This window comes from Lysobacter sp. DMC97 (assembly GCF_056313745.1).
The window spans coordinates 303,959-322,499 of record NZ_JBQUZR010000004.1; the positions used below are offsets into that span (position 1 = coordinate 303,959).

Below are 18,541 nucleotides of genomic sequence, written 5' to 3' on the forward strand. Positions count from 1 at the left end.
TGACACGACCCGGAGACTGTAGCCGGGTCTCCGGGTCGCACGCAACGTCGGTCCTCAGCCTTCCGCGGCCACCAGCTCCGCGATCTGCACGGCATTGAGCGCCGCGCCCTTGCGGATGTTGTCGGCCACCACCCACAGGTTGACCGCCTGCGGATGCGACAGGTCGTCGCGGATGCGGCCCACGTAGACCGGGTCTCGGCCCGAGGCATGGGTGACCGGGGTCGGGTAGCCGCCGGCCTTGCGCTCGTCGACCACTTCCACGCCCGGCGACTGTTCCAGCAGCGCGCGGACTTCGTCGGCGGTGATCTTCTGGCGGGTCTCGACGTTCACGGCCTCGGAATGGCCGTAGAACACCGGCACGCGCACCGCGGTCGGGTTCACCTGGATGCTGTCGTCGCCGAGGATCTTCCGGGTCTCCCACACCAGCTTCATCTCTTCCTTGGTGAAGCCGTTGTCGAGGAAGTCGTCGATGTGCGGGATCAGGTTGAACGCGATCTGCGCCTGGAAGCGCTTGGGCTCGATCTCGTGGAAGTTCAGCAGGTCGGCGGTCTGCCGGCCCAGTTCCTCCAGCCCCGAACGGCCGGCGCCGGACACCGACTGGTAGGTCGCGACATTGATCCGCGAGATGCCGACCTTGCGGTGGATCGGGCCCACCGCGACCATCATCTGCATGGTCGAGCAGTTCGGATTCGCGATGATGCCGCGCGGACGCTGCTTCGCCGCTTCCGGGTTCACTTCGCTGACCACCAGCGGCACGTCGTCGTCGTAGCGGAAGGCCGAGGAGTTGTCGATCACCACCGCGCCGGCGGCGGCGAACTTCGGCGCGTATTCCTTCGAGATCGAACCACCGGCCGAGAACAGCGCGATGTCGACGCCGGTCGGGTCGAAGGTCGCGAGGTCGCGCACCATCACCTCGTCGTCGCCGAACTTCACGTACTCGCCGGCGGAACGCTCGCTCGCGAGCGCGATGATTTCGCCGACCGGGAACTTGCGCTCGGCGAGGATCGACAGCATCACCTCGCCCACGGCGCCCGTCGCGCCGACCACTGCCACCTTGAATTGCCTGCTCATGGGGGTTTCACCTGAAAATGTGGGGGTGTAGGAGCGACGTGAGTCGCGACCCGCCGACATGGCCGGCGATGCGGCCCGGATGGGCAACCGCGTCGCGACTCACGTCGCTCCTACGAAAAAGGGTTGTAGGACGTCTTCTTTCGCTGCGGCGCGTCGCTGCCTGTGGGGGGCGAACTGGCGGCGCGCCGCTATCGTTTCGCGTCGGTCTTGCCGATGGCGCCCGGAATTCGCGGCGAAATCTCGCCCACGTCGCCGCACTGCGCGCGATGGCGCAGCGCCTGGTCCATCAGCACCAGCGCCATCATCGCCTCGCAAATAGGCGTCGCACGGATGCCGACGCAGGGGTCGTGGCGACCGGTGGTGATCACCTCGACTTCCTCGCCCAGCACGTTCATGCCGCGCCCGGGCAGGCGCAGGCTCGACGTGGGCTTGAAGGCGACCGAGCACACGACCTGCTGGCCGCTGCTGATGCCGCCTAGGATGCCGCCGGCGTGGTTCGACAGGAACCCGTCGCGGGTCATCTCGTCGCGATGGAACGAACCCTTCTGCGCGACCGAAGCGAAGCCGTCGCCGATCTCCACGCCCTTCACGGCGTTGATCGACATCATCGCCGCGGCGAGGTCGCCGTCGAGCTTGCCGTAGATCGGTTCGCCCCAGCCGGGCGGCACGCCGTCGGCCACGACGGTGACGCGCGCGCCGACCGAGTCGCCGGACTTGCGCAGCGCGTCCATGTAACTTTCGAGCGCCGGCACCTGGGCGTCGATCGGCCAGAAGAACGGATTGGTCTCGACCACGGCCCAGTCGAACGCGCCGAGCGTGGCGTCCGGCAGCACTTCACCGAGCTGCGAGAGATGGCCGCGCACGGTCACGCCATGGCGCTCGGCCAGCCACTTCTTCGCGATCACGCCAGCGGCGACGCGCATCGTGGTCTCGCGCGCGCTGCTGCGCCCGCCGCCGCGCGGGTCGCGGTGGCCGTACTTCTGCCAGTAGGTGTAGTCGGCATGCGCCGGGCGGAACTGCGCGGCGATGTCGTTGTAGTCCTTGCTGCGCGCGTCGGTGTTGCGGATCAGCAGCGCGATCGGGGTGCCGGTGGTGCGGCCCTCGTAGACGCCGCTGAGGATCTCGATCGCGTCGGTCTCGCGCCGCTGCGAGGTGTGGCGGCTGCGGCCGGTGGCGCGGCGTTCGAGATCGTGCGCGAATTCGTCTTCCGCGATCGCCAGCCCGGGCGGGCAGCCGTCGATCACGCAGCCGATCGCCGGCCCGTGCGATTCGCCGAAGGTGGTGACGCGGAGCAGGCGACCGAAGGAGTTGCTCACGCGCGGCGCCCTCAGAACAGGCCGGAAGCGGCCGCGGCGGCCGGCGCGGCCGCACCGCGCAGTGCCGGGTCGCGGGCATCGGCCAGTTGGCGGATGCGGGCGTGGTAGGTCACGAGGTCGCGGCATTCGGCGACGAACACGCCCATCTGCCCGACCTTGAACTCGACCCACGCCAGCGGCAGTTCCGGCAGCAGCCGCGACAGCGCGCGCTCGGCCTCGCCGACCTCGCAGATCAGCAGGCCGTCCTCGGTGAGGTGCAGCGGCGCGTCGCGCAGGATGCGCAGCGCGAGGTCCAGTCCGTCGTCGCCGGCGCGCAGGCCCAGCTCTGGCTCGTGCGAATACTCCTTCGGCAGCGCGTCGGTCTCGTCGTTGGTGACGTAGGGCGGATTGGTGACGATCAGGTCGTAGTGCTCGCCCTGCAGGCCGCCGAACAGGTCCGACTTCAGGAAGCGGACGTTGTCGGCGTGCAGGCGCGCCTTGTTCTCGGCCGACAGCGCCAGCGCGTCGTCGCTGATGTCGACGCCGTCGACGTGCCACTCGGGATTGTGGTGGCCCATCGCGATCGCGATGCAGCCCGAGCCCGTGCACAGGTCCAGCGCACGACGCACGTCGCGACCGCCGAGCCACGGCTCGAAGCCGGCCTCGATCAGTTCGGCGATCGGCGAGCGCGGCACCAGCGCGCGCGCATCGGTCTTGAAGCTGAGGCCGGCAAACCAGGCCTCGCCGGTGAGGTAGGCGGCGGGAATCCGCTCCTCGATGCGGCGCAGGAACAGCTTCAGCACGTCTTCCTTCTCCGCCAGCGTCACCCGCGACTGGCCGTAGACCGGCGGCAGGTCGTGCGGCAGGTGCAGCGCGTGCAGGACGAGTTGGGTGGCCTCGTCGAGGGCGTTGTCGTAGCTGTGCCCGAACGTGAGCCCGGCCGCGTTGAACCGGCTGGCGCCATACCGGATGAGATCGATGATGGTCTGCAGCTCGTCGGTCATTGGGTCCGGGATCGGGCATGGCCGCGGAAGCGCGGCGTTTCGGGCGTGACCGCGAAGTATAGCCGTCGCGGGGTTATCATGGACCGGTTTTTTCGGCCATTCGGGGCTCCGCGCATGTTCAACCGATCCACTCTGCTGATCCTGCTGGTCGCGCTGGCCACCGCCGCCGGTCTGGTCGCCGCGGAGTTCGTGTTCCGCCCGAAGACGCCCGCCGGTCCGCCGCTGCAGACCGTCCGCCTGCTCGGCACGCCGCGCGAATTGCCGTCGTTCACCCTGCAGCAGACCGATCACACCCAGTTGCAGCCCGGCGAACTGCGCGGCCACTGGACCGTGGTGTTCATCGGCTTCACCTTCTGCCCCGACGTCTGCCCGACCACGCTCGGCGAGCTGGCGGGGTCGCAGAAGCAATGGGAATCGCTGCCCGACGCCACGCGGCCGCGGGTGCTGTTCGTGTCGGTGGACCCCGAGCGCGACACGCTGGACCGCCTCGGCGAATACGCCCACGGCTTCCACAAGGACACGCTGTCCGCCACCGCCGACATCCCGACGCTGGAGAACTTCACCCGCGCGCTGTCGCTGGTGTTCGCCAAGGTGCCGCTGGGCAAGGACGCGCCGCCGGACCAGTACACAATCGACCATTCGGCCACGCTGGTGGTGCTGGACCCGCAGGGCCGCATGGCCGGCGTGATCCAGCCGCCGCTGAAGCCCAAGGCGATCGCCGAGGACCTGATCGCGCTGACCCGCAGCACGTCGAAGGCGACGGGCGGCTGATGCGCCCGGTCACCGCCCTCACCTACGTCCTGCCGCACCGATTCCTGTCGGCGCTGGCGCGCCGGCTGGCGTACTCGCGCAACCGCGCAGTCAAGCAGTGGCTGATCGACACCGTGACCCGGAAGTTCAAGGTCGACCTGTCCGAAGCCGCCGAGCCCGACCCCACCGCCTACCCGACCTTCAACGCCTTCTTCACCCGCGCGCTGAAGCCCGGCGCCCGGCCGGCCGACGCCGATCCGCACAGCCTGCTGATGCCCGCCGACGGCCACATCAGCCAGTGTGGGCCGATCGAACCACTGGGCAACGGGGACGGCCGCATCTTCCAGGCCAAGGGCCAGTCGTTCACCGCCGCCGAGCTGCTGGGCGACGCCGACGCCGCGGCGCCGTTCGCGAACGGCCTGTACGCCACCGTCTACCTCTCGCCACGCGACTACCACCGCGTGCACATGCCGTGGGCCGGCACGCTGCGCGAGACCGTGCACGTGCCGGGGCGGCTGTTCAGCGTCGGCACCGACGCCGTCGCCTCGGTGCCGGGACTGTTCGCGCGCAACGAGCGTCTGGTCTGCCACTTCGACACCGACTTCGGGCCGATGTGCCTGGTGATGGTCGGCGCACTGCTGGTCTCGGGCGTGGAAACGGTGTGGAGCGGCGTGGAGATCCCGGCCTACGGCGACCGCATCACCCGCAAGGACTACCGCGGCCGCGGCATCGCGCTGGATCGTTTCGCCGAGATGGCGCGCTTCAACTACGGCTCGACCGTGATCGTGCTGCTGCCGAAGGACGTCGCGTCGCTCGACCCCGCCCTCGTTGCCGAATGCCCGGTGCGCCTGGGCCAGCGACTGGCCAGCCGCCGGTCAACGTGAACGCCGTCGCACACGGCGCGCGGCACCGCACACGGATCGGCACAGCGCACCGACTGCGGCAATCGCATGCATTGATCGCGGCGCGACGCATCCCGTAACGTGCCGACATGCGCGACGGCAACGCTGCGCACAAGGACCGCGGCTTCGGCCGCGAACGGAGCGCGCCCCGGATCGGGCGCCGTGGACAGGGAGCGTACGCATGAGCCGACAGGGCACCATCGCCGTCATCGACCGCGATCAATCCGCCATCGCCATCCGCACCGCGGACGGCGAATACACCATCGTCGAAGTCGGCCCGGAATGGGCGCTGGACCCGGGCGACGTGATCGTCTGGGAAAACGACGACGGCCTCGGGTTCGACACCTACCGCAACGTCGGCAAGGGCACCGAGGGCGACGTGTTCGTGCAGAACCACTACGTCGACGAACAGTCGATGCGGCTGCAGTTCCCGGGCTGACGCCGCGCCGCCGCGTCCGACGCCTTCAGTCGGCCCCGTGCGCCACCGCCACCTCGCGGCGCGGCGGCGCACCGAACAGGCGCCGGTATTCGCGGCTGAAGTGCGACGGGCTTTCGTAGCCGACGCGGTGTCCCGCGGCGGCCGCGTCGAGGCCGTCGCTGAGCATCAGCCGGCGCGCTTCCTGCAGCCGCAGCCGCTTCTGGAACTGCAGCGGCGACAGGCCGGTGACTTCGCGGAAATGCGCGTACAGCGCCGACGGGCTCATGTGCGCGGCCTCGGCCAACGCCTCGACCGGCAGCGGCTCGGCGTAGCGTTCGCGCAGCAGCGCCAGCGCGCCGCCGACGCGGCGCAGCGTGCCGTCGACCGCACACACCGCGCGTAGCCGCGGCCCGAGTTCGCCGGTCAGCAGCCGCACGTGGATCTCGCGCACGATCAGCGGCACCAGCAGCGCCGCGGTCGCGGGCGCATCGAGCAGCCGCAGCAGGCGCACGGCGGCGTCGAGCAACGCCGGCGACGTGCGCGCCAACATCAGCCGGCGTGCGTCGTCGGCCTCGCGCGCCGGTGCGTCCGCACCGAGCTGCGGGAGGAGTTCATCGACGATCCGCGGGTCGAGATCGATGCGCAGGCAGAGGTACGGGCGCTCGGGCGTGGCCTCGAGGATGCACCCGTTGATCGGCAGGCTGGTCGACACCAGCAGGCAGTGCAGCGGGTCGTAGACGTAGGTCTCGCCGGCGAACGTCGCCTGCTTGCGGCCCTGGGCGACGATGCACAGCGACGGGTGGTAGACCGCCGGCAGCGGGCCCGACGGCGCGCTCATGCGGATGCCGTCCACGCCCGGCAATCCGCTGGGGTGGGCGCCGTCGAGCGCCGAGATTGCGGCAATCCGCGCCGCCAGCTCGTGCCGCAGGTTGTCCTCCGCCCCTGCGGCGTCCGCTGCGTGCAACCCGCTGGATTCCATGGCGTTGTCCCGGTTCGACGATGCCCGGCATTATCCGCGGCCGCTGCCCGGCGCCAAGGGCGCGGCGGCGGCGCCGGAGGATCGGGCAAGGATGGGCGAGATTCCCGCTAACGCCACCCGCGCCCCGAAGCGCACGATGCGCCCACTCTCCCCCACCGGATGCCTGCCATGACCGACGCCTTCCCCCGCCGCACCCTGGGCCGCCAGGGCCTGGTCGTTTCCGCCCTCGGCCTCGGCTGCATGGGCATGTCCGATTTCTACGGCCCCAGCGAGGAAGCGACCAACCTCGCCGTGCTCCACCACGCGCTCGACATCGGCGTGAACTTCCTCGATACCGCCGACATGTACGGCGTCGGCGAGAACGAGCGCCTGCTCGGCCAGGTCCTGCGCGAACGCCGCGACGAGATCGTGCTGGCGACCAAGTTCGGCAACGTGCGCGGTCCCGACGGCGCCTTCCTCGGCGTCAACGGCCGCCCCGAGTACGTCGCCGCCGCCTGCGACGCCAGCCTGCAGCGGCTGGGCGTGGACTGCATCGACCTGTACTACCAGCACCGCGTCGACCGCACCGTGCCGATCGAGGAAACCGTGGGCGCGATGGCGCGGCTGGTCGAGGCCGGCAAGGTCCGCCACCTCGGCCTGTCCGAAGCCGCGCCGGCCACGCTCCGCCGCGCCGCCGCGGTGCATCCGATCGCCGCGCTGCAGACCGAGTATTCGCTGTGGACCCGCGACGTCGAGGCCGAGATCCTGCCGACCTGCCGCGAACTGGGCATCGGCTTCGTGCCCTACAGCCCGCTGGGCCGCGGTTTCCTCACCGGTGCGATCACCGCCACCGACACGCTGGCCGACAACGATTGGCGTCGCCAGAACCCGCGCTTCCAGGGCGACAACGCCGCGCAGAACCGCGCGCTGGTCGACGCCGTGACTGCCCTCGCGCAGGCCCGCGGCTGCACGCCGGCGCAGCTCGCGCTCGCGTGGCTGCTGCACCAGGGCGAGGACATCGTGCCGATCCCGGGCACCCGCCGCATCAGTCGCCTCGACGAGAACGCCGGCGCGGCGCGGGTCGCGCTCACCGCCGACGAACGCGCCCGCATCGACGCCGTGCTGGCCGAGCACGCGGTCGCCGGCCTGCGCTATCCCGAATCGAGCATGGGCACGGTCAACGGCTGACCGCGCAGCTTCCATTCTGCGGTCTACACTCCTGCGTCGCTGCCCCGCGACGCAGGAGTCCGCATGTCACGCATCGACGCACCCCGCACACCCCGCACCGGCCACCGCCTCGTCACGATCGCGCTGGTCGTCGGCGTCCTCGGCCTGCTCGCCTGGGTGGCGGCCGCGCCCTGGCTCACCGTCCACGCCATGCAACGGGCCGCCGCGCGCGGCGACGCGGCGGCGCTGGCCGCGCATGTCGACTTCCCGTCGGTGAGCACGCACTTCAAGGCGCAACTGGCGGACACGGCACGTCGCCGGCTCGGCGCCGACGGCGACGGCACCGGCGGCTGGCGCGATCTCGGCGCCTCGCTGCTCGCCTCCGCCGCCACCCCGTGGATCGACGGCCTCGCCTCGGAAGCGGGGCTCACCGCGCTCTTCGCCGGCCGCGGCGCCCTCGCGTCGCTGCGCGACCCGGCCGCGGACGCCGCGCCGACCGCGGACGGCGGCGTCGCCACCGCCGACTGGCACCTGCAGATGCGCTATCGCGACCTGTCGACCTTCGTCGTCACAGGCGACCTCGGCGGCGACCCGTCGCTGCCGGCGACGCTCGTGTTCGAGCGCCGCAACCTCGTGCAGTGGAAACTGACCGAAGTCGACCTCTCGCAGGTCGACACCAACGCGCTGCTGCCGGGGCGGTGAGCCTCGACGAATCGCGGGACGTCAGTCCCCGCAGCCCGCCAGCGTGATCTGCTGACCCGGCTTCACCGGGTAGCGCGGTCCCTTGATGCGATTGGCCTTCGCCAGATCCGACAGATCGCAGTCGTACTTGCGGGCGATCGAGGTCAGCGTGTCGCCGCGGGCGACGCGATGGTGGCGGACCGGCTTCGGTTTGGGCTTGGGCTTGTCCTGCGGCTTGGGCGTCGCGGGTTTCGGCGCCGACGGCGGCACGGGTTGCGCGGCGGCATCGCCATCCGCCGGCACGGCAGTTCCGTCCTGTCCGGTCGCCGTCGTGGTGACGGCCTCGATCGCGCCGATGCGCACGATCGCGGCGCTGGCGTTGCTGTTCACCAGTTGCTGCGCCAGCTCGGCGCGCTCGCCCTGGATGCAGTAGCGCTGGTACAGGCCGGCGATCTTCGCCGTGCCGTTGAGCACGGTGCCGGTCGGCAGCCAGGCATCGGCCTCGTAGCGCGGATTGAGGTTGCGCAGCGCGCGCATGAAGCCGTCGCGGGTGCCGCCGTTGCCGAGGCAGATCGTGAGCTGGTAGATCGAGGCCGGGCGCACCAGCCGGAACGTCGCCTCGCGCGCATCGATCTTCGGGAAGGTCAGGCCGTATTCCTTCGGATGCAGGTACAGCCAAGCCGCGGCGATCACCATCGGCACGTAGTCGCGGGTCTCGGCCGGGAACTGGTTGTAGACGTCCTCGTCCCAGAAGCTGCGGCCGCCGCTGCTCTTGTAGACACGCAGCGCCCGACCTTCGCCGCCGTTGTAGGCGGCCAGCCACAGCTCGATCATGTTGCCGAACTCGGCGTAGCGCTCGCTGAGATAGGCCGCCGCGGCCTCGGACGACATCTTCGGGTCGTAGCGGGTGTCGAAACCGGTGCCGTCCTGGCCCAGGCCGAAGCGGCGACCGGTCGACGGCATGAACTGCAGCAGGCCCACCGCGCCGGCGCGCGAGCCGATGTGCACGCGGCCGGTGGATTCCTTCGCCATGATCCCGAACAGCAATGCCTCGGGCAGGCCGTTGCGCTGGAACGCCGGCGCCATGGACGGCCGCAGGTACTGGTAGTTCTCGTGGGTGTTGATCAGCGCGCCGCGCATGTCGGTGAGCCAGCGGCGGATGCCGGCCTGCACCGCGGGGTTCATCTGCACCATGTTCACGAAGCGCTGGCCGTCGGCGCTGAGCAGCGACGACGCCTCGGCCGCGCGCGGCACGTCGGCGCTGGCGATCTCGCTGTCGATCATCCCCTGCTCGTCCTCGCCCACCGGCGCCTCGCCGGTGGCGCGCTGGTCGACGTCGGACTTCAGCAGGCGCTTGTAGGTCGTCAGCAGTTGCGAGATCGGGCAGCCCTTGATCTTCAGGCAGGCGGTGATGACGTCCTCCATGTCCTCCAGCGCCGCGTTGCTGTCCTGCATGCCGGCCGGGTCGTTGTTGGCGACCTTCACCAGCGCCTCGCGGTAGCGGGTCTCGGCGACGGTCATCCGCGCCTTCAGCGCGTCGAGATCGCGCTCGCGGCGGGACTGGGCGTGGACGGACGGCAGCACCAGCAGCAGGGACAGCGCCAGCAGCGGCGCGAACGAACGCAGCAGGGCGTTCGGGCGGGCGACACGCCCACCGGCAGACAGGGATCGGAGCATGAACACGGGGGAGACCACGACGGAGGACAGGCAGGTTAGCCCCGGGGCAGCAGGGCGGCAACCGGGCGAAAAGTCATGCCGGCGAAAGCCCCGCGCCCGCCGCCCGGCGCCCGGCGCCCGCCGCCTGCCGCCGGCGATCCCGCATAGAATTCCCGGATCGCATTCGAGGACCCCCCATGGACCCCATCCTGGTCGGCAAGGCCATCTCCACCGAGACCTCCGGCAACGTCTTCCTGCTGCCGAAGTTCGGCAACCGCCACGGCCTGATCGCCGGCGCCACCGGCACCGGCAAGACCGTGACCCTGATGACCCTCGCCGAAGGCTTCTCGCGGATCGGCGTGCCGGTGTTCCTGGCCGACGTGAAAGGCGACGTGGCCGGCCTGGCCACCGCCGGCGCCATGAACGAGCGGATCCAGCAGCGCCTCGCGCAGATGGGCAACCCCGACTACCGCAACGAGCCCAGCCCGACCGTGTTCTGGGACCTGTACGGCAAGCTCGGCCACCCCGTGCGCACCACGGTCAGCGAGATGGGCCCCACCCTGCTCGGCCGCATCCTCGAACTCAACGACACCCAGGCCGGCGTGCTCGACATCGTGTTCAAGCTGGCCGACGACCGCGGCCTGCTGCTGCTCGACCTCGAGGACCTGCGCGCCCTGCTCGGCCTCGTCGCCGACGAGCGCAAGGACATCTCGACCAGCTACGGCCTGGTCAGCACGCAGTCGATCGGCGCGATCCAGCGCGCGCTGCTGCGGCTCGAACAGGAAGGCGCCGACCTCTTCTTCGGCGAACCGGCGCTCGAACTCGCCGACCTGATGCGCACCACGACCGACGGCCGCGGCGTGGTCAACATCCTCGCCGCCGACCAGCTCATCCTGAAGCCCAAGCTGTATTCCAGCTTCCTGCTGTGGTTGCTGTCCGAACTGTTCGAGACGCTGCCCGAAGTCGGCGACCTCGACAAACCCAAGCTCGTGTTCGTGTTCGACGAGGCGCACCTGCTGTTCGACGACGCCCCGCCGGCGCTGCAGCAGCGCATCGAGCAGGTCGTGCGCATCATCCGCTCCAAGGGCGTGGGCGTGTACTTCTGCTCGCAGTTCCCCGACGACGTGCCGGACGAGATCCTCGGCCAGCTCGGCAACCGCTTCCAGCACGCCCTGCGCGCGTTCACGCCGCGCGACCAGAAGGCGGTGAAGACCGCGGCCGAGACCTTCGTCGCCAATCCCGGGCTGGACGTGGCCGCCACCATCGGCCAGCTCGGCACCGGCGAAGCGCTCGTTTCCACCTTGCAGGACAAGGGCATCCCGATGCCGGTCGAGCGCACGCTGATCGCGCCGCCGCGCTGCCGCATGGGCGCGATCACCGAGGCCGAACGCGCGCAGGTCCGCGCCGGCAGTCCGGTCGGCGGCAAGTACGACACCCGCATCGATCGCGAATCCGCAGCCGAAATGCTGGCGAAGAAGGTCGAGGCCGCGCCCGAGCAGGCCAAGGCCCCGCCCGCCCGCACCCGCGCCGACGACGACAAGGACGACGGCCACGGCTTCGGCGACGCGGTGAAGGATGCGGTGTTCGGCACCAACCGCCGCCAGGGCATGATCGAGACGATGGCGAAGCAGACCGCGCGCACCGTCGGCAGCCAGGTCGGCAAGCAGATCCTGCGCGGCCTCCTCGGCGGCCTCTTCGGCGGCAGCGGCAGTCGCCGCTGACGGTCGCCGCATGTCGCGCTGGCGCCCACCGGGCGAGAAGAGCACGGCCCTCATCACCCGCGAGGGCCACGACCGGCTGAAGGCCGAACTCGACGAACTGTGGCGCGTGCGCCGCCCCGAAGTGGTGAAAGCCCTCGCCGCCGCCGCGGCCGAGGGCGACCGCTCCGAAAACGCCGAATACACCTACCGCAAGAAACAGCTCGGCGAGATCGACCGCCGCGTGCGCTACATCGGCAAGCGCCTGCAACACCTGCGCGTGGTCGAGGACGCCCCCAGCGACCCGAATGCCGTCTTCTTCGGCGCCACCATCGAAGTCGAAGACGCCGTCACCGGCGACACCCGCCGCTACCGCATCGTCGGCCCCGACGAGACCGACGCCAAACTCGGCTGGATCAGCATCGACTCCCCGCTTGCACGTGCGATGCTGAAGAAACGCGTCGACGATGAGTTCGAGGCGGAATTGCCGGGGGGGATGCAGAAGTTCTACATCATCGGTGTCGTTTATGGCTGATGGTTAAAAATTAAAGCGCCCGACTGCGTCGAGCGGCCCAAGGGATCATAGGCGCTAAAGAAAAGCGGCCAACTAGGAATACAAGGAGTCAAAACAACCATGCCCGTACCCACATACGACCAATTCATCGAGCCAATTCTTCGCTATCTTGCGACGCACCCAGATGGATCACCAGCCCCTGCCGCGCATGATGCAGCTGCAAAGCAGCTAGGGCTTAGCGAGGAAGACAAGGCGCTTATTCTTCCCAGTGGGATTCAACGCGTCTACAAAAACAGGGCCGGCTGGGCACACGACCGACTGAAACGTGCCGGCTTGTCAAGCTCGCCAAAGCACGGATTCTGGAAACTCACAGAAAAAGGGCGTGAGTTTGCAAAAGCCAATCCCGCCCCACTTTCCAATGCTTCAATCCAGAAACTCGCTAGCGAGTACCTTGGAGTCATGCTGAAGCCAATCTCTTCAAACAATAATTCATCGACGAAAAATTTTTTAAATGAACAGGATTCAAAACCGCTGCCTGCCGCCACTCCAGACGACCAACTTGAAACCGCAATTTCCGAGCTACGACAGGCAGCCAGCGACGATTTACTGGAGCGCCTCGCCAGCATCTCACCAAGCTTTTTTGAGAAATTAGTGCTTGATGTACTTCATCGAATGGGGTACGGCGCATCTCGAGCCGATCTAGTACAAACAGGAGGCCCTGGAGACGGAGGCGTCGACGGAATAATCAATCTCGACCGCCTTGGACTTGAAAAAGTCTACGTACAAGCAAAGCGCTGGCAACAGACAATAGGTCGACCAGAACTACAAGCCTTCTATGGAGCGCTTGCTGGCCAGAAGGCGAAGAAAGGGGTATTCATTACGACATCGACATTCACACAGCAGGCACGCGATTTTGCAAAATCTGTTGACGGAATGGTTTTGATCGATGGCCCCAGGTTGGCCGGCCTTATGATCGAGTACGAAGTCGGGATTAGCTCCCGCATCATTCGAATCCCGAAGGTCGACTCCGACTACTTCGATGAGGATGCTTCATGAGATACGAGATGCATGCAAATGGCATTTGAAGAACTCCTCTTAATAATTCTCGTCATGACTTCCGCCGCCATCTTACCCACCGACGCCCCCGGCAGCGATTGCGTCGCCGCGACCATCACCACCGAGCGCACGCCGCGGAATCGCCCCTACGACGAGCGCTATTGCGCCGCGAACGAGGATGCCGCAGCCCGCGCCACGTGCCTGCGCAACGTCGAGCGCCAGCCGACGATCGTGTTCTTCACGGACCGCTGCGGCGCGCCGGAGGATGGCGCCTTCGTCAGCTTCAACGGCGAAACGCACCGTGTCCTGCGGCAACCGTCGGCGCCGCATCCGGACGTCACCTACGCGGGCACGTACCGCGGCGACGGCGTCACCGTGCGCGTGCTGCCGCGCAAGCGCATCGCGCGCACCGAAGACGGCGCTGTCTACCGCGTCGATGTCGTGATCGAATCCGGCGGCGAGCATGCGACGATCCGGGGCACGTACGACAGTCGTCCGTGACACCCCCATGCGCCTCTTCCGCGCCGCTGCACTCTACTTCCTGCAGGTCTTCGGCACCGGCTTCGCGCTGGCGTTGATCCGCATTCCCTTCCTCGTCCCGCGCTTCGGCGTGCGCATCGCCGAACTGATGGAGATGCCGGTGATGCTGGCGGTCATCGCATGGGCCTCGCATCGCCTCGCGCAGCGGCATCCCGAATTCGGACGCGGAGGCCGATTGGCCGCGGGCGTGACGGCGTTCTGCCTGCTCGTCGGCGCGGAACTCGGCGTCGCGTGGACCCTTGGCGCACGCCCGCCCGCCGACTACATCGCCTCGCGCGATCCGGTCTCGGGCAGCGTCTATCTCGCGTCGCTGGTCTTCTTCGCCGTGGCGCCGGCGGTGTGGCGGGTCACGTCGCCAACGCATGTCGCACCGCTCGCCATCAGATTGCAAGCAGACGAAGCCCACATCCTCCAGAAGATCCGCGCGGCCCTCGCTTCCTGCCCCGACGCCGACATCGTCTATCGCTCTGAATGGCTCGGCTATCTTCCCTTCGGCCTGTACCACTGGGTCGAAGTTCCGCACGGGAACGACATCTCCCGAGACTTTCCGACGGGATGGACGCTCGGGCATCTGGAAAGCCTCGAATCTTCGGGTCACTTGCGCAAGGTGACCTCCAGGGAGGACCCGGAGGAAGCCGACAACCTGGAAATCGTCTTTGCATTGAACGGCATGGATGAAACGAGGGGGACCGACTGCAATCCACCCTGATCCGTGGAAAGCAGGTCCCTCGCCTGCGGCTCGGGATGACACGATTCGATCGTCGCCACTGCGCTGCGGATCGAAGATGACATCGGGGACTTCGGCTACGCTGATCGCCCAGTGCGACGCCTCCCATCCACTCCGCAACTCCTGTGCACCAAGCCTGCTCGACGCGAACTCCGGACGTCCCCATGGCACTCAAGGATTCCCGCCTTTTCCGCTTCACGGCCTACACGCTGTTCGGTCTGTCGATCGCGAGCTTCGTGTTCGCCATCGTCACGCGGGTGATGGGCGGCCACGGCACGGAGATCTATCACGGCGGTCGCGGGCTGCCGATCCCGAACGTCGCGGCGCTGGTGACGATCGTCGCGGTGGCGCTGGCGCTGCTGTTCGGGCTGGGCTTCCGGGCGTGGCAAAAGTGGCGCGACGTGGGAGAACGCAGGCGCGAGACCCGGCAGGCGGTGCGGGACGACGAGGCTTCGCGGCGCGATTGATCGCGAACGCGGCAGCTTGCCGGCATGCAGGAAAGCAGGTCCCTCGCCTGCGGCTCGGGATGACAGGGGCTGGTCGCCGCCACCATCCTGCGGGCGGCAGCCCCCTTGAAAGGCTTCAGGTCAGCGGCCGATGCGGGTCCAAGGGATGCTTGAGCCAGACGAAGCAGCGCGGACAGGATTCGAGGGATTCCGGATTCGATGTCGACCATCCGTTTCCATTCATCCACAGCGTGATCGATTCGCCGCATGCGGGGCATGCGGGCTTTCCGACCAGTCGGTTGTTCCGGATCAGCGCGCCGATGGCGATCGCGAAGGCGAGCCCCGCCGCGACGATCAGCACGGCGGGGACATGCGGTTTCAGCATGGCCGCGAGGAGACACAGGCCGATCGCCAGCAGGATCGCCAGCTGGAACACCGTCCGCAACCGCCGCCTCGGTACTGCATCCCGCGCGCAGACCGCACTCCACGCCGCGATCACGCGCGGGTCGAGGCGCGCGCGCTTCACCGCGGGACGCGCTTCGCTCAACGCACCGCCTCCAGCGTCTGCCCCGGCGTCGGCGCGTCTTCCATGTACAGCGGTTTCGCTGCGACCTTCGAGGTCTTCGGCGGCTGCTTCACATCACCGTTCGGTCCGGGCGTCGATACCCGGACGATGCGTTCGCCGGTGAGCCGGTTCGTGCTGACGGCGGTGCTTTCATGCGCGCCGGTGCGGCTGTGCACGCGCACGTCATCGCCGATCAGGCGCATGCGGCCCTGGCCGATGGCGTCGGGCTGGCGCTCGAAGCGGAAGCGGTAGGTCGCGTCGATCGACGTCGCGGCGGCATCGGTGTCGGTCACGATCACCACGCCGTGCAGCAGGCGGAGCGTGGTCTTCGCCAGCGGCGCGTAGGCCATGCGCATCTCGCCGACCGGGTCGAAGCCGTTGTCGGTCTCGCTGCTGTAGGCGGCGAACGCCTTGAGCACGCGATCGGTGTCGTTGCGGGCGACCACAACCACGTCGGTCAGGCCGTCGCCGTTGATGTCGGCGTCGAGACGCGCTTCGACGCGGGCGCCATCGGGCAGCGACAATTGCAGCGTCTCGTCGGTCATCACCGGCGGCACGCGATCGCCAGCACCGGCGGCACCGGCGATCAACAGCAAGGCGGGAACGAGGCAGCGGGCAAACGGCATGGCGAACTCCGTGGCAAGGGAAGCCGGTTCGTGTCTGCGTCAACGTCGGCCGGCGGGTCGCGAGGCCATGCGCGACCCGGCCGCACGCTCACGTGGCGGCGATCGGCGCAGGATACGCGCGATCCGGGCGCACGGGACGGAAGCACGGCGCGGTCGCGTAGAAGGCCGCGTCCTGCCCCGGATGCCAGCCCGGGAGGCCCGCGAGCGGCAGCGGCCGCAGTTCGAGCGGATCGCCCAGCACCTCGCCGGCGGCGATGGCCGCGGCGACGCGCGCGACGCAGGTCGCGTCGTCCGCATCGCCGAGCACGACCAGGCATTTCGCGACCGGGAACAGCGCGGGCGCCAGCGACATCTCCAGCAGGGCGTGGCCGACGATCGCGCCGATGGCGATGTCGCCGCGACGCCACGCGTCGGCATGGTCGAAGCACAGCGTCGACCAGTCGTGGCAGTCCCACGCGGCGAGCAGAGCCGGATCGCGCACGCGCACGATCGCGCCGGCCTCGTCGAACTGCGTCAGCGCGTACTGCGCGCGGTTGCGCACGGCCGGGCCCATCGTGGCGATGTGCGCGCACTGCCGCGCGTTGAGCGCGCGCTTCAGCGCGGGATAGCGGCACCACACCATCGCGTTGAACAGGTCGTGCCAGTTGCCTGAGCGCGTGGCGATGGCGCCGCGTTCGGCGATGCGGGTTTCGTAGTGGAGGCCGTCATCGAGCAGCACCACGTCCTGTGCGACGAAGCGCGGTCCGTCGGGCGGCAGTGCCGCGTTCAAGTCATCGATGGACGGCCATTCCGAAGACACGCACCAGTCGCGATGCGCCACGTAGCCCGCATGCATCGGATGGTCGAAGCAGGCCGGATCGACGCCGTCGCGCGGCGGCGCGATGAAACGACGTCTGCTCATGCAAATGGCCGGCAAAGCCTGACCATGTCATCCCGAGCGCAGCGAGGGACCTGCTTTTCGATGACGGTGCGAAAACCCCGCATGTCCGTCCCGGCCAAAGCAGGTCCCTCGCGGTGCTCGGGATGACAGGACGAAACGAAGGACATTTCAGCAGTGCTTCGCCCGTCCCAATGCGCGCTCAGTCGTTGAAGATCACTTCGCCGTAGAGGTCGTGCTCGTCGCTACCCATGATCTCGACGTCGACGAACTCGCCCGCACGCAGGCCGGCTTCGCGGCTGTTCTGGATCTGCACGAGGCCGTCGATCTCCGGCGCATCGGCCATCGAGCGCGCCAGGCCGAGGTCGCCGTCGACCATGTCGACGAGGCAGCGCTGCACGCTGCCGACCTTGGCCGCGAGCTTGGCCTCCGAAATCTCCGCCTGCCGCTCCATGAAGCGGGCGAGACGGTCGTGCTTCACGTCCTCGGGCAATGCGTCGGGCAAGGCGTTCGCGGCCGCGCCCTCGACCGGCGAATACGCGAACGCGCCGACGCGGTCTAGCTGCGCTTCGTCGAGGAAATCCAGCAGCTCCTCGAACTCCGCCTCAGTCTCGCCGGGGAAGCCGACGATGAAGGTGCTGCGGAGGGTGATGTCGGGGCATGTCTCGCGCCAGCGGCGGATGCGCTCCAGCGTCTGGTCGACCGCGCCGGGGCGCTTCATCAGCTTCAGGATGCGCGGGCTGGCGTGCTGGAACGGGATGTCGAGGTACGGCAGCAGCTTGCCGTCGGCCATCAGCGGCACGATCTCGTCGACATGCGGATACGGATAGACGTAGTGCAGGCGCGTCCACACGCCGAGTTCCGACAGTCCTTCGCACAGCGCCTTCATCCGCGTCTGGTAGGCCTTGCCGTGCCAGGTGCGCTCGGCGTACTTCACGTCGACGCCGTAGGCGCTGGTGTCCTGCGAGATCACCAGCAGTTCCTTCACGCCGCCCATGACCAGCTTCTCGGCCTCGCGCAGCACGTCGTCGACCGGCCGCGACACCAGGTCGCCGCGCATCGACGGGATGATGCAGAAGCTGCAGCGGTGGTTGCAGCCTTCGGAAATCTTCAGGTAGGCGTAGTGCTTCGGGGTCAGCTTCACGCCGATGTCGTGCTCGGCGAGCCGGCGCGGCACCAGGTCGGTGTACGGGTCGTGCGTCGGCGGCAGCGCCGCGTGCACGGCGGTCATCACGCTCTGGTAGTCCTGCGGGCCGGTGATCGCCAGCACGTCCGGATGCACCTCGCGGATCTGCTCCGGGCGCTTGCCCAGGCAACCGGTGACGATGACCTTGCCGTTCTCGGCCATGGCCTCGCCGATGGCGTCCAGCGACTCGGCCACGGCGGAATCGATGAAGCCGCAGGTGTTGACCACCACGACGTCGGCGTCGTCGTAGGTCTGGACGATGTCGTAACCCTCGACCCGCAGCTGGGTGAGGATGCGCTCGGAGTCGACCAGCGCCTTGGGGCAGCCGAGGCTGACGAAACCGACGCGGCGGCCGGTGGTGGGATCGATGGCGGACATGGCAGTGGCCTGGCGTCGGGCGGGGTC

Annotated in this window: 20 protein-coding genes; 11 read left to right on the forward strand and 9 right to left on the reverse strand. The window is 68.6% G+C overall.

What is annotated here, in order from left to right:
* Positions 1 to 54 precede the first annotated feature (54 nt).
* From ACT53Q_RS10520 to prmB, 3 genes are all read right to left on the reverse strand, one after another.
* Positions 55 to 1,071, reverse strand: a complete 1,017-nt coding sequence (locus tag ACT53Q_RS10520; protein ID WP_476186592.1) for an aspartate-semialdehyde dehydrogenase — start codon at positions 1,069 to 1,071, stop codon at positions 55 to 57.
* A 188-nt stretch (positions 1,072 to 1,259) separates the two neighbouring features.
* The gene (aroC, locus tag ACT53Q_RS10525) at positions 1,260 to 2,387 is read right to left on the reverse strand and encodes a chorismate synthase (protein WP_476186593.1); all 1,128 of its coding nucleotides are present in this window, start codon (positions 2,385 to 2,387) and stop codon (positions 1,260 to 1,262) included.
* Between the two features lie 11 nt (positions 2,388 to 2,398).
* Positions 2,399 to 3,370: a 50S ribosomal protein L3 N(5)-glutamine methyltransferase gene (gene prmB, locus ACT53Q_RS10530; RefSeq protein ID WP_476186594.1), complete on the reverse strand. Its 972-nt coding sequence runs from the start codon at positions 3,368 to 3,370 to the stop codon at positions 2,399 to 2,401.
* Positions 3,371 to 3,484: 114 nt separating this feature from the next.
* Between prmB and ACT53Q_RS10535 the strand changes: the two genes are divergently transcribed.
* The 3 genes from ACT53Q_RS10535 (at position 3,485) to ACT53Q_RS10545 (ending at position 5,461) form a co-directional block, all read left to right on the forward strand.
* Entirely contained in the window at positions 3,485 to 4,141 is a 657-nt protein-coding gene (locus tag ACT53Q_RS10535) for an SCO family protein (RefSeq protein ID WP_476186595.1), read from the forward strand.
* Entirely contained in the window at positions 4,141 to 5,004 is an 864-nt protein-coding gene (gene asd, locus ACT53Q_RS10540) for an archaetidylserine decarboxylase (protein WP_476186596.1), read from the forward strand. The genes ACT53Q_RS10535 and asd overlap by 1 nt, the downstream gene beginning before the upstream one ends.
* Positions 5,005 to 5,203: 199 nt before the next feature.
* Positions 5,204 to 5,461: a hypothetical protein gene (locus ACT53Q_RS10545; RefSeq protein ID WP_476186597.1), complete on the forward strand. Its 258-nt coding sequence runs from the start codon at positions 5,204 to 5,206 to the stop codon at positions 5,459 to 5,461.
* Between the two features lie 25 nt (positions 5,462 to 5,486).
* Here the strand turns inward: ACT53Q_RS10545 and ACT53Q_RS10550 are convergent, their stop codons facing one another.
* Positions 5,487 to 6,419 carry an AraC family transcriptional regulator gene (locus ACT53Q_RS10550; protein WP_476186598.1) on the reverse strand — a complete coding sequence of 311 codons (933 nt, stop codon included), beginning with the start codon at positions 6,417 to 6,419 and terminating at the stop codon, positions 5,487 to 5,489.
* A gap of 168 nt (positions 6,420 to 6,587) precedes the next feature.
* On the opposite strand from ACT53Q_RS10550, the gene ACT53Q_RS10555 reads away from it, so the two are divergent.
* Positions 6,588 to 7,586 carry an aldo/keto reductase gene (locus ACT53Q_RS10555; RefSeq protein ID WP_476186599.1) on the forward strand — a complete coding sequence of 333 codons (999 nt, stop codon included), beginning with the start codon at positions 6,588 to 6,590 and terminating at the stop codon, positions 7,584 to 7,586.
* Positions 7,587 to 7,649: 63 nt separating this feature from the next.
* On the forward strand, positions 7,650 to 8,267 hold the full coding sequence (locus ACT53Q_RS10560; RefSeq protein ID WP_476186600.1) for a DUF2939 domain-containing protein: 618 nt from the start codon (positions 7,650 to 7,652) through the stop codon (positions 8,265 to 8,267).
* Between the two features lie 21 nt (positions 8,268 to 8,288).
* Here ACT53Q_RS10560 and ACT53Q_RS10565 read toward each other — a convergent pair whose 3' ends face one another.
* Positions 8,289 to 9,923: a lytic transglycosylase domain-containing protein gene (locus ACT53Q_RS10565; RefSeq protein WP_476186601.1), complete on the reverse strand. Its 1,635-nt coding sequence runs from the start codon at positions 9,921 to 9,923 to the stop codon at positions 8,289 to 8,291.
* 176 nt (positions 9,924 to 10,099) lie between these two features.
* Here ACT53Q_RS10565 and ACT53Q_RS10570 point away from each other — a divergent pair, with 176 nt between their 5' ends.
* The 6 genes from ACT53Q_RS10570 (at position 10,100) to ACT53Q_RS10595 (ending at position 14,903) form a co-directional block, all read left to right on the forward strand.
* Positions 10,100 to 11,623 (forward strand): helicase HerA-like domain-containing protein, encoded by a 1,524-nt coding sequence (locus ACT53Q_RS10570; protein ID WP_476186602.1) that lies wholly within the window; start codon positions 10,100 to 10,102, stop codon positions 11,621 to 11,623.
* 10 nt (positions 11,624 to 11,633) lie between these two features.
* A complete protein-coding gene (gene greB, locus ACT53Q_RS10575; RefSeq protein ID WP_476186603.1) occupies positions 11,634 to 12,134 on the forward strand; it encodes a transcription elongation factor GreB in 501 nt (166 codons plus the stop codon).
* Between the two features lie 99 nt (positions 12,135 to 12,233).
* Positions 12,234 to 13,169 carry a restriction endonuclease gene (locus ACT53Q_RS10580; RefSeq protein ID WP_476186604.1) on the forward strand — a complete coding sequence of 312 codons (936 nt, stop codon included), beginning with the start codon at positions 12,234 to 12,236 and terminating at the stop codon, positions 13,167 to 13,169.
* 54 nt (positions 13,170 to 13,223) lie between these two features.
* Positions 13,224 to 13,670, forward strand: coding sequence for a hypothetical protein (locus tag ACT53Q_RS10585; RefSeq protein ID WP_476186605.1), 447 nt, complete (start codon positions 13,224 to 13,226; stop codon positions 13,668 to 13,670).
* Between the two features lie 7 nt (positions 13,671 to 13,677).
* The gene (locus ACT53Q_RS10590) at positions 13,678 to 14,418 is read left to right on the forward strand and encodes a hypothetical protein (protein WP_476186606.1); all 741 of its coding nucleotides are present in this window, start codon (positions 13,678 to 13,680) and stop codon (positions 14,416 to 14,418) included.
* Positions 14,419 to 14,600: 182 nt separating this feature from the next.
* Complete coding sequence (locus tag ACT53Q_RS10595; RefSeq protein ID WP_476186607.1) at positions 14,601 to 14,903, forward strand: hypothetical protein; 303 nt, start codon at positions 14,601 to 14,603, stop codon at positions 14,901 to 14,903.
* 115 nt (positions 14,904 to 15,018) lie between these two features.
* Here the strand turns inward: ACT53Q_RS10595 and ACT53Q_RS10600 are convergent, their stop codons facing one another.
* The 4 genes from ACT53Q_RS10600 to rimO form a co-directional block, all read right to left on the reverse strand.
* Entirely contained in the window at positions 15,019 to 15,429 is a 411-nt protein-coding gene (locus ACT53Q_RS10600) for a hypothetical protein (protein WP_476186608.1), read from the reverse strand.
* The gene (locus tag ACT53Q_RS10605; protein ID WP_476186609.1) at positions 15,426 to 16,073 is read right to left on the reverse strand and encodes a hypothetical protein; all 648 of its coding nucleotides are present in this window, start codon (positions 16,071 to 16,073) and stop codon (positions 15,426 to 15,428) included. Before ACT53Q_RS10605 ends, ACT53Q_RS10600 begins: the two co-directional genes overlap by 4 nt.
* Before the next feature lie 88 nt (positions 16,074 to 16,161).
* Positions 16,162 to 16,974, reverse strand: coding sequence for a DUF3025 domain-containing protein (locus ACT53Q_RS10610; RefSeq protein WP_476186610.1), 813 nt, complete (start codon positions 16,972 to 16,974; stop codon positions 16,162 to 16,164).
* Positions 16,975 to 17,152: 178 nt separating this feature from the next.
* Positions 17,153 to 18,514 (reverse strand): 30S ribosomal protein S12 methylthiotransferase RimO, encoded by a 1,362-nt coding sequence (gene rimO, locus ACT53Q_RS10615; protein ID WP_476186611.1) that lies wholly within the window; start codon positions 18,512 to 18,514, stop codon positions 17,153 to 17,155.
* Positions 18,515 to 18,541: the final 27 nt, after the last annotated feature.